The organism is Streptomyces sp. NPDC016845, assembly GCF_044332585.1.
Lineage (GTDB): Bacteria > Actinomycetota > Actinomycetes > Streptomycetales > Streptomycetaceae > Streptomyces.
Genome location: NZ_JBIRPI010000010.1, coordinates 12,836 through 26,081, shown reverse-complemented (window position 1 = coordinate 26,081; position 13,246 = coordinate 12,836). Strand labels below are relative to the sequence as shown.

Sequence of the window (13,246 nt, the reverse complement as noted above, 5' to 3'; positions counted from 1 at the left end):
GGAAGCAGAGACGACAGGTGACAGAAGCGATCCTCCTGGTCGGCGGCAAGGGAACGAGACTGCGCCCGCTCACGGTGAACACGCCGAAGCCGATGGTCCCGGCGGCGGGTGTGCCCTTCCTCACGCACCAACTGGCGCGGGCAAAGGCGGCGGGGGTCGACCACATCGTGCTGGCGACGTCGTATCTGGCGGAGGTCTTCGAGCCGTACTTCGGGGACGGTTCGAGCCTGGGCCTGGAGCTGGAGTACGTCACCGAGGCCGAACCCCTGGGCACGGGCGGCGCGATCCGCAACGTGGCCGAGCGCCTGCGCTCAGCCCCTGACGCCCCGGTCCTGATCTTCAACGGCGACATCCTGACGGGCCTGGACATCGGAGCCCTGGTCCACGAGCACGAGTCGACCGGCGCGGACGTCTCCCTCCACCTCTCCAGGGTGGAGGACCCGAGGGCGTACGGCCTGGTCCCCACGGACGGGACGGGCCGCGTGACGGCGTTCCTGGAGAAGCCGCAGACGCCGGAAGAGATCGTGACGGACCAGATCAACGCGGGCGCGTACGTGTTCCGCCGCTCGGTGATCGACGAGATCCCGACGGGCCGCCCGGTATCGGTGGAGCGCGAGACGTTCCCGGGCCTCCTCGCGGCCGGAGCCCACCTCCAAGGCATGGTCGACTCGACGTACTGGCTGGACCTGGGCACCCCGGCCGCGTTCGTGCGCGGCTCGGCCGACCTGGTGCTCGGCCGCGCCCCGTCCCCGGCGGTGCCGGGCCGCTGCGGCGACAGCCTGGTCCTGCCGACGGCGACGGTCGCACCGGACGCGAAGCTGACGGGCGGCACGGTCGTGGGGGAGGGTGCGCGGATCGGCGAGGGCGCGCGCGTCTTCGGCTCGACGGTTCTGGACGGCGCGGTGATCGAGCCGGGAGCGGTGATCACGGACTCGCTGATCGGCCGGAACGCCCGCGTAGGAGCCCGCACGATGGTGACGGGCGCGGTCGTGGGCGACGGCGCGCACGTGGGCGCGGACAACGAACTGCAGACGGGCGTACGGGTCTGGTGCGAGGCGAGACTCCCCGCGGCCTCCGTCCGCTTCTCCTCGGACCAGTAACACCCACAACCCGGTCCGCGCGACAAAGCCGAGGTCCGAGCCGGGATGTGACAGAGCCCCGCCCCGGGCCGGTTCCGGAGCGCAGATGTGACGGAACCCCGCCCTGGACCGGCCCCGGAGCGCCGGGAAACCCCCTACCCTCGTAGGGCTACACCCGCCCCACCCGAGGACCCCCGTGGCCGGCCGCCGATACATCCCGCGTACGCAGCCCCCGCCGACCCGCACAACAGTGCGGGCCGGCGAGACCCACGTACCCGTACCCGTACCCGTACCCGCACCCGCACCCGCACCCGCACCCGCACCCGCACCCGCACCCGAGGCCACCCCCACCACGGCGACAGCCACCCGCACCTACACGCCCCCGACCCCTCTCCACCTGGGCCTGACCCTGGGCCCGCTGCGCCGAGGCCCCGCCGACCCCACCTTCCGCACGACGCCGGACGGCGCGGTATGGCGATCGAGCCGCACCCCGCAGGGCCCGGGCACGCTACGTCTGACGGAGCGGGGCGGCACCGTGGAGGCACAGGCGTGGGGCCCGGGAGCGGACTGGTTCCTGGACCAGCTGCCGACGCTTCTGGGCGGGTTGGACGACCCGGCCCCGTTCGAGCCGCGCCACCGCTTGGTCGCCGAGTCGGCGCGCCGCCGCGCAGGCCTTCGTCTGACCCGTACGGGCCTGGTCCTGGAGAACCTGATCCCGTCGATCCTGGAGCAGAAGATCACGACGGACGAGGCGTACCGCGCCTGGCGTCTGCTGCTGCACCAGCACGGCGAACCGGCCCCGGGCCCGGCGGGGCAGGAGCTGCGGATGCGGGTCGTGCCCGATGCCCGTACGTGGACGCTGATCCCGTCGTGGGAGTGGCACAGGGCGGGCGTCGACAACAAGCGCGCGTCGACGATCATCCGCGCGGCCCGGGTGGCCCGCCGCCTGGAGGAGGCGTCGGTCATGGAGCCCGCAGCGGCCCGCGCCCGCCTCGAACTGGTCCCGGGCATCGGCCCGTGGACCTCCGCCGAGACGATCCAGCGCACGAACGGCGCCCCCGACGAGGTGACGACGGGCGACCTGCACCTGCCGCACACCGTGGGCTACGCGCTCGCGGGCAACCGGGACGCGACGGACGAGGAGATGCTGGAGCTCCTGGCCCCGTACGCGGGCCAGCGCCACAGGGCGGCCCGCCTGATCCTCCTGTCGGGCGTGGCCCCGCCCCGCAGACAGCCGAAGATGCGCAGGGTCGACATCGCGCAGTGGTGACAGGCGCACCGAACAGGCACCGGCGACGACACCGCACCCCACCCCACCGAACCCGACCCGACCCGACCCGACCAGAAGCAGCCCTACCGCACCTCGACGAACTCCGAGACAACCCGTTCCGCCCGCACCGGCGGAGCCGCAGCCGCGTGCCCCACCGCGACGGCCCCCATCGGATCCCACTCCGCGGGCAGCGCGAGGACGTCCCGTACGACATCGCGGCAGAACATGGTCGAGGAGACCCACGCCGACCCGAGCCGCTCCCCGGCCAGCGCCACGAGGAAGTTCTGCACCCCGGCCCCGGCGGCCACGACGAACATCTCGCGCTCGGCGGCGTCCCGCCGCGTGTCCCCGTACGTGTGCGACCCGTCCATGACGAGGCACGGCACGACGAGATAGGGCGCGTTGCGCAGCACGTCCCCGCGGCGCACACGCCGGGCGATGGACTCCTCGCTCTTTCCGTCGCGCCGCAGGTCGGCGATCCACGCGTCGCGCATCGCGTCGAGCAGCCGTACGCGTGACTCCTCCGACTCGAGGAGCACGAAGCGCCACGGCGTCGTGTGGTGCGGAGCGGGCGCGGTGACGGCGGCGGCGACGGCGCGCCGCACGGCCCCCGGGTCGACGGGTTCGCCGGTGAAGGCGCGCACGGTGCGCCGCTGGGTGACGGCTTCCCGTACGGCCTCGGAGGTCCCGAGCCGGAACATGTCGTCACGTGCGACCCGCACCAGCTCCCGAGCGGACCCTCCGACGTCACCCCCCGCCGCCGCGACCACACCACTGAGCCCGCGTACGACGGCGACCGGCAGCCCGCCGGCCTTGCCCTTCACGAGGTCCCCGGCGGCGGCCAGCTCGTCCGCGACGGCCACGACAGTCGCGGACAGCGGATTCCCGTACGCGTCGACGCCGCCCCGCAGATCGTCGAGTACGCGGACACCGGCGGCCCCGATGGCGACGTCGGTCAGCCCGTTCCTCCAGGGGCGCCCGAAGGTGTCGGTGACGACGACGCCAACCTCGACGCCCAGGGCGTCCCGCACGCCGTCGCGGATCGCGGCGGCGGAGGCGTCGGGGTCCTCGGGGAGCAGGAGCACGGTCCCGGCCGGGGTGTTGGACGCGTCGACGCCCGCGGCGGCCATCACCAGGCCCAGCTTGTTCTCCACGATGCGCAGCGGCCCGCGCCGGGCGACGACGCGGACGGTCTCGGCGTCTATCGCGGCCTCGCGGTCGTCGGCGCGGACGATCCGCCCCTCCGCCTTGCTGACGATCTTCGAGGTGACGAGCAGGACGTCCCCGTCGGCGAGCGACGGCTCGGCGGCGACGATCAGCTTGGCGAGCTCGTCGCCCTCCTTGACCTCAGGAATCCCGGCGACGGCCCACGCACGAAAGGACGGGGACGAAGGGGACGACGAGGACGACGAGGGCGACGGAGACGACGGGGACGACGGGGGCACAGACGCGGCAGCGTTGCTCACGCGACCCGCACCTCCTCCGCGAGCCGCAACGCCTCGCGCGCCATCGCCGCCGCGGCCGTCCCTTCCTCCGGGTCCGTCATGAGCAGCGGCACCGCCCGGCACCGGATCCCGGCGGCCTCGACGCGCTCCACGACGCCCGCGTCCACGGTGTCGACGAGCCACCCGTCGAGCAGCCCGGACCCGTAGTGCTCGGCGACGGCGGCGGCGTTCGACTCCACGCCCACCGCGGCGAGCACCTTGTCGGCCATGCCGCGCACCGGCGCGTCGCCGATGATCGGTGAGAGCCCGACGACGGGCACGCCCGCCTCCGCGATGGCCTCCCGGATGCCGGGCACGGCGAGGATCGTCCCGACGCTGACGACGGGGTTGGACGGCGGGAAGAGGATGACATCGGCCTCGGCGATGGCTTCGAGGACGCCCGGCGCCGGCTTCGCGTGTTCGGCGCCGACGGGCACGACGGCCTGCGCGTCGACGGAGGCCCGCAGCTTCACCCAGTACTCCTGGAAGTGCACGGCCTTGCGCTCACCGTCGATGTCGACGGCGACGTGGGTCTCGACGCGGTCGTCGGACATGGGGATGAGCCGCACCCCGGGCCGCCACCGCTCGCACAGCGCCTCGGTGACCGCGCTGAGCGGGTACCCGGCGGCCAGCATCTGCGTACGGACGATGTGGGTGGCGAAGTCCCGGTCGCCGAGGCCGAACCACTCGGGCCCGACCCCGTACGCCGCGAGCTCCTCCTTGACGTGGAAGGTCTCGTCGGTCCGCCCCCAACCCTGTTCCTCGTCGATACCGCCGCCGAGCGTGTACATCACCGTGTCGAGGTCCGGACAGACCTTCAGGCCGAAGAGGTGGATGTCGTCCCCGGTGTTGCCGATGACCGTGATGACCGCGTCGTCCGGAGCGGCCTGCTTCAGACCGCGAAGGAACCGGGCACCACCGATGCCGCCTGCCAGAACCACAATGCGCATGGCCCCAGCATCGCAGGCAGCTACGACAACGTGGCAGCGGGTGCCCGCCCGCGGGTGTCAGACGGCGGCGTGCCGGGGCGCGGTACGGGTGGTGCAGGCGGGGGAGTGCAGCGGCATCTCGGTCAGGCCCGGGTAGTAGACGTGCAGGCTGACGGCCGGTTCGAGGGAGTCGTTGACGACCTCGTGCGCGTACCCCGGCGCGAAGACGCGCTGTGCGCCGGCGGTGAGCCGCCGGGTCGCGCCGTTCTCCGTACGCTCCGTCAGTTCTCCTTCGAGCAGGGTCAGCACGCCGGACGACGGCCCGTGGTCGTGCATCCCGCTGCCCTGCCCCGGCACCCAGGACAGCAGCCACACCTCGTAGCCCGGCCCGGTGCGCAGCCGGTGGTACCAGCGGCTCGTGGCGTCGTACTCGACAAGGTGGGCCCATTGCGCGCGGTCGGCGGCGACGGCGCGCGCGAGGCCGACGAACTCGGCCACCGTCTCGGGGTGTTCACGGGCGGGCCGCAGCAGGTGCGGTACTTCGAGGATGTCGCCGGCGATCTGGAGGTCGCTGTCGCTGTTCATCGGTGTGGGGTTCCTCGGAGGAGAGTGCTGGGTGCCCCTGGCGGGGGCGCGAAGCCGTACGCGGAGGGGACGCGGTGGGACGCGGCCTGAACAGGCGGTGGAACGCGGTGCGGAGGCGGCGGTCGGAGCTCAGTGGCTCAACGACTCAACAGCTGGAACAGCAACAGTGCGCGCGGGCAACGGAGACGGACCCGGCGATGCGGGTCGTCATCAGTGCCAAGTTCGCGAGCATGCCCACCAGCACACCGGTTCATGCCTGCGCTGTCAACTCAATGTCCGGATAGTGAGAAATGGTTCACCTCATCCGGTATCCCGGAAAGACGAAAGGTTTGTGCACGCGGTTGACCGGACATGTGGCGCAGCAGTCCGGCGCGCCAAACGCCGTTGCGATCCCGTGATCCGAATGTGATCCGGTTCGCTTCTGCGGGCGTGCCGGAACGAGATCAAACTTCGCGGCGTCCTCCCATGTAGTGGTTTGCACGGGGTAGAGGCATCCGTGTGGACCCCCGAGGGCACCACGTGGAGCGCTGGGATGTGTTCCGGTTTTTGCCGATTTGAACACTTTCCGCATAGCCTTGGTTCCGCAGAGTGAATAAGGGGCCCAATAGCAGATCGCGGCTTGACTGCCCCGGATCGGCACACTTGTAATTTCACTCGTGTCGTTCAGCCGGTTTCGGTAACGGCAACATCACGGGGACGTACGGACGGACGAGGGGCGCACTATGACCGAGTCGTTTCAGGATCTGCTGGTCGAGGACGCGGAAGAAGAACTCGGCTGGCAGGAGCGCGCACTGTGCGCGCAGACCGACCCCGAGTCCTTCTTCCCCGAGAAGGGCGGCTCGACCAGGGAGGCCAAGAAGGTCTGCCTCGCGTGCGAGGTCCGCTCCGAATGCCTCGAGTACGCACTCGCCAACGACGAGCGGTTCGGCATCTGGGGCGGCCTGTCGGAGCGCGAGCGCAGGCGGCTGAAGAAGGCCGCTGTCTGATCCGCCGCCGCATCGCGGCCTGATGCGGCGTCAGGCCCGTTTCCCGCAGTACGTAATGTGCCGTACGTACGGCCCGTCCCATGTGGTTGTCCACAGGCGGCGGGCCGCCTGTGTTGTCAGCCGTTAGTGTGGGGCCCCGTCCGAGACGCCTCCGTGTCCCCAGCGGACACAGACGTCCACCACAGTCCAGCGAACCGGGGCCCGTACCTCGATGTCCGTGCACAGCCATACGGCAGACCAGTTCGGTACTGCCGCCGCCACGTTCAACCCGGGGCACGCCACAGGGCTCGACCCGAGCGGCGCCCCCGAGTTCCCCCGGCATGTCGTCACCGCCGTCCTCGTCTCGCACGACGGCGCCCGCTGGCTGCCCGCGGTCCTGTCGGGCTTGCTCGGCCAGGAGCGCCCCGTGCAGAGCGCGGTGGCGGCCGACACGGGCAGCGCCGACGACTCCGCGGCCCTGGTCGCGGGCGCCCTCGGTGACGAGCGCGTCCTGCACCTCGCACGCCGCACCGGCTTCGGCCAGGCCGTCGAGGAGGCCGTGCGCGGCGCCGGGGTGCTCACCCCGGAGGAGCTGCCCTACCTGAAGCGGCCGAGCGGCTGGGACCCCGTCAGCCGCCAATGGCGCGACGACACCTACGACCTGCCCGAGCTGCCGCACGGCGAGCCCGAGCAGTGGCTGTGGCTGCTGCACGACGACTGCGCGCCCGAACCCGACGCGCTCGCGCAGCTGTTGCGCGTCGTCGAGATGGAGCGCGAGGCCGGCTCCGACGTCGCGATCGTCGGCCCCAAGCTGCGCGGCTGGTACGACCGCAGGCAGCTCCTGGAGGTCGGCGTCTCCATCGCCAACTCCGGGCGCCGCTGGACCGGCCTGGACCGCCGCGAGCAGGACCAGGGCCAGCACGACCACGTACGGCCCGTCCTGTCCGTCTCCACCGCGGGCATGCTGATCAGGCGCGACGTCTTCGAGCAGCTCGGCGGGTTCGACCGCAGGCTGCCGCTGATGCGTGACGACGTCGACCTATGCTGGCGCGCCCAGGCCGCCGGGCACCGCGTCGTCGTCGCACCCGAGGCCGTCGTGCGGCACGCCGAGGCGTCCTCGCGCGAGCGCCGCACCGTCGACTGCGTCGGGCGCACGGCCTCGTCGCCGCACAAGGTCGACAAGGCGGGTGCCGTCTACACCCTGCTCGTCAACGCGCGCGGTGCGGTGCTGCCCTGGGTCCTGATCCGGCTCGTGCTCGGCACCCTGCTGCGTACGGTCGCCTATCTGGTCGGCAAGGTGCCGGGACAGGCCTTCGACGAGATCGCCGGCCTGATGGCGACGCTGCTGCGACCGGGACGGATCCTCGCCGGAAGGCGGCAGCGCGCCGGAGGCGTGGTCGACGGCAAGGAACTGCGGCCGCTGTTCCCGCCGCCCGGCGCCACGCTACGGCTCACCGTCGAGCAGGTCGCCGGCAACCTCTTCGACGGCGCCGACCCCGAGACGTCCAACGCGGGACGCCACGGCGGCGGCGGGCTGGAGTCCGGGCCCGGCGGCGACGACGCGGACTTCTTCCAGGTCGAGCAGTTCGCCCGGCTCAAGCGCATCGCCCGCAACCCCGGACCGATGCTCTTCGTGGTGCTCCTGTTCGTCTCCCTGATCGCCTGCCGGGGCCTCCTCGGCAGCGGCGCGCTCGCCGGCGGAGCCCTGCTGCCCGCCCCCGGCGACGCCTCCGACCTGTGGTCCCGCTACCTCGACGCCTGGCACGCCACCAGCACGGGATCCACCGAGGCGGCGCCCCCGTACCTCGCGGTCGTCGCCGCGCTCTCCACCCTGCTGCTCGGCTCCACGGGCCTCGCGGTCACCGTGCTGCTCGTCGGCTCGGTGCCGCTCGCCGGGTTCACCGCGTACTTCGCCTCCAGGCGGCTCGTCCAGTCCCGGCTCCTTCGCGCGTGGGCGGCCGTCGCCTACGCCTTCCTGCCCGCCGCCACCGGCGCCCTCGCGGGCGGCCGCGTCGGCACCGCCGTGCTCGTCATCCTGCTGCCGCTCATCGCGCGCGCGGGGGCGTCCGCCGCCGGTCTCATGAACGCCGCGGGCGTCCGCGGCAGTTGGCGCGCGACCTGGGCGTTCGCCCTGCTCCTCACCATCACGACGGCCTTCACGCCCATCGTCTGGCCGATCGCCCTCGTCCTCGGCCTCGCGCTCCTCGTGCTGCGCCGCGGCGAGATCACGGCGTACGGGCTCCGGTTCCTGGCCGCTCTCGGCACACCGCTGCTGCTGCTCGCGCCCTGGTCGCTCACGCTGCTGCCCTTCGGCTTCTTCGAGGAAGCGGGCCTGCCGTACGGGAAGTCCACCGGCACCGCGCTCAGCCTGCTCGGCGCCTCGCCCGGCGGCCCCGGCACCACCGGCAGCCTGCTGCTCATCGGCATCGTCCTGGCCGCGCTCGGCGCACTGCTGCGCCAGGAGCGCCGCCTCGCGGTCCTCACCGCCTGGACCGTAGCCCTCGTAGCCCTCGTCTTCGCGGTCCTCTCGAACAATTCGACGTGGGCCGGTCCCGCCACCCTCGTCTACGGCATCGCGCTCCTGGCCGCCGCCGCGCTCGGCGCCGACGGCGCGCGCTCGCGCGTGGCCGAGCAGAGCTTCGGCTGGCGCCAGCCGGTCGCCGCGCTCGTCGCGTTCGCCGCCGCCGCGGGCCCCCTGCTGCTCGCCGCGGGCTGGATGATCGCCGGGGCCGACGGACCGCTGGAGCGCCGCGACCCGGTGCAGGTCCCCGCCTTCGTCGCCGAGGAGGCGGGCACCCGCGACCAGGCCCGCACCCTCGTCCTCGCCGGTTCCACGGACCAGGTCTCCTACTCGCTCGTCCGGGGCGCGGGCGCGCGCCTCGGCGACGGTGAGCTGACCGCCGCCGCGAGTGAGAACCAGAACACCGGCAAGCTCGACAAGGTCGTCTCCAACCTGGTCGCGGGCTCCGGCGCCGACCAGGCCGACCAGCTCGGCGGCTTCGCGGTCCGCTACGTCCTCGTACGGGACGGGGCGCCGCGCCAGATGAGCCGCGTCCTGGACGCGACGCCAGGTCTGACCCGGCTCAGCCAGCAGGACGGCACCGCCCTGTGGCGCGTCGACCGGCAGGTGGCGCGTGCGGTGGTCCTGCCCACGGCCGGGACCGGTCCGACGGCCGAGGAGGCCAAGCCGCTCGCGGCGGGCCCGGTCACCCTGCACACCGAGCTGGCGAGCGGCGGCGAGGGGCGCGTGCTGCGCCTCGCCGACGAGGCCGCCGAGGGCTGGACCGCAACGCTCGACGGCAAGCCCCTGACGAAGACCACGGTCGACGGCTGGGCGCAGGGCTTCGAACTGCCCGCCTCGGGCGGCACCCTGGACGTCGCCTACGACGCGCCGTTCACACACACCGCCTGGCTGTGGGCGCAGGGCGCGCTCGCCCTCGTCCTCGTCGTGCTCGCGCTGCCGGGTCGGCGCAAGCACGTCGACGACGACCTGCCGGAGGAGCCGGTCGTGCCCGCCCAGGACGCGTCCGGCGACGGCCGCAGGGCGCGCCGCCTGCGCGCACAGGCGGAGGCCGAACAGGCCGGTGCCGAGCAGGCCGGTTTCGACCAGGCCGGTGCCGAGCAGGCCGGTCTCGACCAGGCCGGTCTCGACCAGGCCATGGAGCAGCCCGCCGACGGCGCCGCGCCGGTCCAGGAGGCGGCCCCGGCCGCGGACATCCCGCAGCAGCAGCCGTATGGCGACTGGGACCAGCCCGCACACGCGGGCGGCGGCGAGTACGGCACGTACGCGCCGGACGACCAGCAGCAGTACCAGGGCGGCTACGGCTACGACCCGCAGTCGGCCGCCGCCTACCAGAACGACCCCTACCAGGCGGGCGCCTACGAGGCGGACCCCTACCAGGCGGATCCGTACCAGGCGGGCCAGTACGACCCGTACGCCTACGGGGGCACGTACGACGCGCAAGGGCAGTACGACCCCACCACGTACGAGCAGCACGGCACCGGCACCGGCACAGGCCACGACAACGGCCACGGTGCGGACAGTGAGCGCCCCGACGGGAGCCAGCAGTGAACCGCACGACCCTTTCCCTGATCGCCGCGGTGACGGCCCTGGCCGCCGTCACCGGGTTCGCCGCCACGACGTCCGGCGGCGCGGACGACGACGCTCCCGCGAAGGCGGCCGCCCTGCTGCCCGTCGAGCGCTCCAGCGTGCTGTGCCCGTCCCCGGGCCTGTCCGACCTCGCGGAGACCGCCTACACGTCCTACACGCCGCCCTCCGGGGGCAGCGGCGCCGACAAGGCGGGCAAGGCGCAGTTGGTACCCGCCGAGAGCGGCTCGGGCTCCACCGGGAGCGGCAAGGGCAGGACGAAGAAGCCCAAGGCCGTCGCCGTCCCGAAGGAGCCGGGCACGCCCGCCACCGGTGAGGCGTCCGGCGCCGACGCGCCCGCCGTGCTCGGCACCGCCGACGGCGCCCTCGCGCCCGGCTGGACCGTGCAGCAGACCACCGAGGTCGCCGCCGGCACGGGCCGCGGCCTGGCCGGCCTCACCTGCTCGGCACCGGACACCGACTTCTACTTCCCCGGCGCGAGCACCGCGAAAGACCGCAGCGACTACATCCACCTCACCAACCCGGACGACGAGGCAGCCGTCGTCGACGTGCAGCTCTACGGGCCCGACGGCACCATAAAGTCCGAGGTCGGCGAGGGTATCCAGGTCGGGCCGCACGCGAGCGTGCCGGTCCTGCTCTCGACGCTGACGGACAAGCCGTACACGAACCTGACCCTGCACGTGACCGCGCGCAGCGGCCGGATCGCCGCCGCCGTGTCGGCCGCCGACGACAAGCTGGGCGGCGACTGGCTGCCCGCCGCCGCCGACCCGGCGCCCTCCCTGGTCATCCCCGGCATCCCGAAGGACGCCACGAGCGTGCGTCTGGTCGCCTTCGCGCCGGGCCAGGACGACGCGGACCTGAAGATCCAGCTCGCCACCTCCACCGGCAGGATCGTGCCCGCCGGGAACGACACCCTGCACGTGAAGTCCGGCATGACGGCCGCGGCCGACCTCGGCGCCCTGACGCGCGGCGACGCGGGCTCCCTGCTCCTGTCGCCGACGGACGCCTCGGTGCCGGTCGTGGCCGCGCTGCGCGTCGTGCGCGGCAAGGGCGCCGACCAGGAGACCGCGTTCATCCCCGCCACGCGCGAGATCGGCGCGCGCGCCACGGTCGCCGACAACCGCGCCAAGGGCTCCACGCTCTCCCTGATCGCGCCCGGCGCCACCGGCAAGGTGAAGGTCACCGCGTCCGCCGGGGCCGAGGGAGGCACGGCGACCAGCAAGGAGTACACGGTCAAGGCCGGTACGACGCTGTCGGTCCCGGCGCCGGTCCCGGACGGCCTCAAGGGCGCGTACGCGCTCACGGTGGAGCCGGTGTCCGGCGGCAAGGTCTACGGCTCGCGGATGCTGGAGGAGAAGAAGGACGGCGTCCCCGCGTTCACCGTCCAGACGCTCCCCGACGACCGGGGGACGGTGTCGGTGCCGGACTCCGGCGAGGACCTGTCGATCCTGCAGAAGTAGCCCGTCGCGGACCCGTTCAACCGCTACGCGCGCGTGGCCGACTTCTTCTCGGTCTTCTTCTCGGCCTTCTTCGCGGTCTTCTTCTCGGCTCTACGCGCGCGTGGTCACTCCTCGCCGTCCTCGTACCGGGGGTCGACGGTCTCGGGGGTGATCCCCAGGACCTCGGCTACCTGTTCCACCACCACGTCGTGGATCAGGGCCGCCCGCTCGTCGCGCCCCTTGGTGCGGATCTCCACGGGGCGCCGGTAGATGACCACGCGCGCGGGCGTCCCGTCGTCCCGCGCGGGGATCGTCCCGCCCAGCGGGACCGTGTCGGCGCCCCACGCCTCGTCCTCGGCGGTGAGCCGGGGCACTTCGAGGATCAGGAAGTCGACCTCGGAGAGCTGCGGCCAGCGCCGCTCCAGGCGCTCCACGGAGTCCTGCACGAGGTCCGCGAAGACCTCGGCGCGGCTCGCAGACAGCGGCACCTGCGGCGGCGCGACGGGCCCGCGCATGCCGCGGCCGTGCCGGTCGCGGCGGCGGGCCGGACGCGGCTCGGCAGGGGAGCGCCCGTCGGGCGGGAGCGGGTTCTCGGCGTTGGCGGGCCTTTCCATCACCGACGCAGCGTAGTCCTCCCGCGCGGCCGGTGAGGGGCGGCTCCGCGGCTGACGCGGCATGTCGCTCGCCGCGCGCCCGCATGTCGGTTCCTGACCGATCAAGCCAAACTTGGGCCTGATTCCGCTTCTCTCCCGGACCGTTGATCTCGTGACAATTGAAGGTATTTGCCCCGAGTGGTGACCGCTTTCAACTGTCCGGCGGCGTACGGGGCCCAGGGTCGCCGCAGGTCAAAAGCGGGCCTCCGCGGTCCGGTGTGGGCCATCTCACGCCACGACACGGTGGGGTGACCTCGGGGAGAGTCGTCGCGGCCCGCTCAGGAGTGCGGTACCGTCCAACGTCGTGAGCCCTGTACGTCGCTGTTCGCGCACCGCTTGCGGCCGTCCCGCCGTCGCGACGCTGACGTACGTCTACGCCGACTCGACCGCGGTCCTCGGCCCCCTCGCCACTTACGCCGAACCCCACTGCTACGACTTGTGTGCAGAGCACTCCGAGCGGCTCACCGCGCCGCGCGGCTGGGAGGTCGTCCGGCTCACCGACGGCAGCGCCCCCGCCCGCCCCAGCGGCGACGACCTGGAGGCCCTGGCCAACGCCGTGCGCGAGGCGGCCCGCCCGCAGGAGCGTGCGGCCGGCGCCGGCGGCCCGGGGGGACGCCGCGCGGACCCGATGGAGGTCGCCCGCCGCGGCCACCTCCGCGTCCTGCGCTCGCCCGACAACTGACGCGCGCTCCTTCCTCCTTCGAACCTCCCCTTCCTTCGAGCGCCCCTTCCTC

General features: G+C 73.2%; 10 protein-coding genes. 6 read left to right on the top strand and 4 right to left on the bottom strand.

The annotated features are described in order from the left end of the window. Positions 1-17: 17 nt before the first annotated feature. Together ACH4RC_RS23765 and ACH4RC_RS23760 are read left to right on the top strand one after the other, a co-directional pair. The gene (locus ACH4RC_RS23765) at positions 18-1,100 is read left to right on the top strand and encodes a sugar phosphate nucleotidyltransferase (RefSeq protein WP_398204232.1); all 1,083 of its coding nucleotides are present in this window, start codon (positions 18-20) and stop codon (positions 1,098-1,100) included. Positions 1,101-1,275: 175 nt separating this feature from the next. After that, positions 1,276-2,349 (top strand): DNA-3-methyladenine glycosylase family protein, encoded by a 1,074-nt coding sequence (locus tag ACH4RC_RS23760; protein WP_398204231.1) that lies wholly within the window; start codon positions 1,276-1,278, stop codon positions 2,347-2,349. A gap of 83 nt (positions 2,350-2,432) precedes the next feature. On the opposite strand, the gene ACH4RC_RS23755 is transcribed toward ACH4RC_RS23760, so the two are convergent. Genes ACH4RC_RS23755 through ACH4RC_RS23745 form a run of 3 tightly spaced genes read right to left on the bottom strand, consistent with a single transcriptional unit; the run spans position 2,433 to position 5,347 of the window. Then, positions 2,433-3,794: a coenzyme F420-0:L-glutamate ligase gene (locus ACH4RC_RS23755; protein WP_398204654.1), complete on the bottom strand. Its 1,362-nt coding sequence runs from the start codon at positions 3,792-3,794 to the stop codon at positions 2,433-2,435. Between the two features lie 17 nt (positions 3,795-3,811). Next, the gene (gene cofD / locus ACH4RC_RS23750; protein ID WP_398204227.1) at positions 3,812-4,783 is read right to left on the bottom strand and encodes a 2-phospho-L-lactate transferase; all 972 of its coding nucleotides are present in this window, start codon (positions 4,781-4,783) and stop codon (positions 3,812-3,814) included. Positions 4,784-4,840: 57 nt separating this feature from the next. Then, the gene (locus ACH4RC_RS23745; RefSeq protein ID WP_398204224.1) at positions 4,841-5,347 is read right to left on the bottom strand and encodes a cysteine dioxygenase; all 507 of its coding nucleotides are present in this window, start codon (positions 5,345-5,347) and stop codon (positions 4,841-4,843) included. 722 nt (positions 5,348-6,069) lie between these two features. On the opposite strand from ACH4RC_RS23745, the gene ACH4RC_RS23740 reads away from it, so the two are divergent. The 3 genes from ACH4RC_RS23740 to ACH4RC_RS23730 all read left to right on the top strand — a co-directional run bounded on the left by ACH4RC_RS23740 (position 6,070) and on the right by ACH4RC_RS23730 (position 11,880). Continuing rightward, positions 6,070-6,333 carry a WhiB family transcriptional regulator gene (locus ACH4RC_RS23740; protein WP_127831770.1) on the top strand — a complete coding sequence of 88 codons (264 nt, stop codon included), beginning with the start codon at positions 6,070-6,072 and terminating at the stop codon, positions 6,331-6,333. A 211-nt stretch (positions 6,334-6,544) separates the two neighbouring features. Next, positions 6,545-10,384, top strand: a complete 3,840-nt coding sequence (locus ACH4RC_RS23735) for a glycosyltransferase (protein WP_398204222.1) — start codon at positions 6,545-6,547, stop codon at positions 10,382-10,384. Next, positions 10,381-11,880 (top strand): DUF5719 family protein, encoded by a 1,500-nt coding sequence (locus tag ACH4RC_RS23730; protein WP_398204219.1) that lies wholly within the window; start codon positions 10,381-10,383, stop codon positions 11,878-11,880. The genes ACH4RC_RS23735 and ACH4RC_RS23730 overlap by 4 nt, the downstream gene beginning before the upstream one ends. Before the next feature lie 104 nt (positions 11,881-11,984). Here the strand turns inward: ACH4RC_RS23730 and ACH4RC_RS23725 are convergent, their stop codons facing one another. Further along, positions 11,985-12,473, bottom strand: coding sequence for a metallopeptidase family protein (locus tag ACH4RC_RS23725; protein WP_398204652.1), 489 nt, complete (start codon positions 12,471-12,473; stop codon positions 11,985-11,987). A 343-nt stretch (positions 12,474-12,816) separates the two neighbouring features. Between ACH4RC_RS23725 and ACH4RC_RS23720 the strand changes: the two genes are divergently transcribed. Beyond that, positions 12,817-13,194 (top strand): DUF3499 domain-containing protein, encoded by a 378-nt coding sequence (locus tag ACH4RC_RS23720; RefSeq protein WP_398204217.1) that lies wholly within the window; start codon positions 12,817-12,819, stop codon positions 13,192-13,194. The last annotated feature ends 52 nt before the right edge of the window (positions 13,195-13,246 follow it).

What these genes read in the sequence shown, in the direction of transcription:
- cofD (WP_398204227.1), bottom strand. Translation starts at nt 4,783, where the DNA reads ATGCGCATTGTGGTTCTGGCAGGCGGCATCGGTGGTGCCCGGTTCCTT.
- ACH4RC_RS23745 (WP_398204224.1), bottom strand. Translation starts at nt 5,347, where the DNA reads ATGAACAGCGACAGCGACCTCCAGATCGCCGGCGACATCCTCGAAGTA.
- ACH4RC_RS23740 (WP_127831770.1), top strand. Translation starts at nt 6,070, where the DNA reads ATGACCGAGTCGTTTCAGGATCTGCTGGTCGAGGACGCGGAAGAAGAA.
- ACH4RC_RS23735 (WP_398204222.1), top strand. Translation starts at nt 6,545, where the DNA reads ATGTCCGTGCACAGCCATACGGCAGACCAGTTCGGTACTGCCGCCGCC.
- ACH4RC_RS23725 (WP_398204652.1), bottom strand. Translation starts at nt 12,473, where the DNA reads ATGGAAAGGCCCGCCAACGCCGAGAACCCGCTCCCGCCCGACGGGCGC.